The following is a 241-nucleotide window of genomic DNA, read 5'->3' as shown; positions in this document are numbered from 1 at the left end:
TGGTGTCGCTACTGGGATACTGTTGGTATCCGTTACATCTGGGGCCTGATCACTACTTCCCGTAGCAATGTTTGTGATCGTCGTACCTAAGTCGCCTGCCTGGATCGTATACGTAAGCGTACCACTCTCACTGTCACCAGCGGCTAGCACTGCTACGCCATCACCTGCTACATCGCTTAAGATCACGGCACCTAAAATATCATCAACCACAGCTACACCTGTCAGCGTTGCTGTACCTGTG

1 protein-coding gene is annotated in these 241 nt (G+C 51.5%); it reads right to left on the bottom strand.

Features of this window, described 5'->3' with window-relative positions; translation table 11 throughout:
• On the bottom strand, nucleotides 1–241 hold a 241-nt coding region (locus tag AC1EU5_RS16060), incomplete at both ends, for a DUF7507 domain-containing protein (RefSeq protein WP_480193434.1).

This window comes from Maritimimonas sp. 2405UD52-3, from assembly GCF_056591715.1.
The sequence above is the reverse complement of the archived record's forward strand: the minus strand, read 5'-3'. Positions and strand labels throughout refer to the sequence as shown.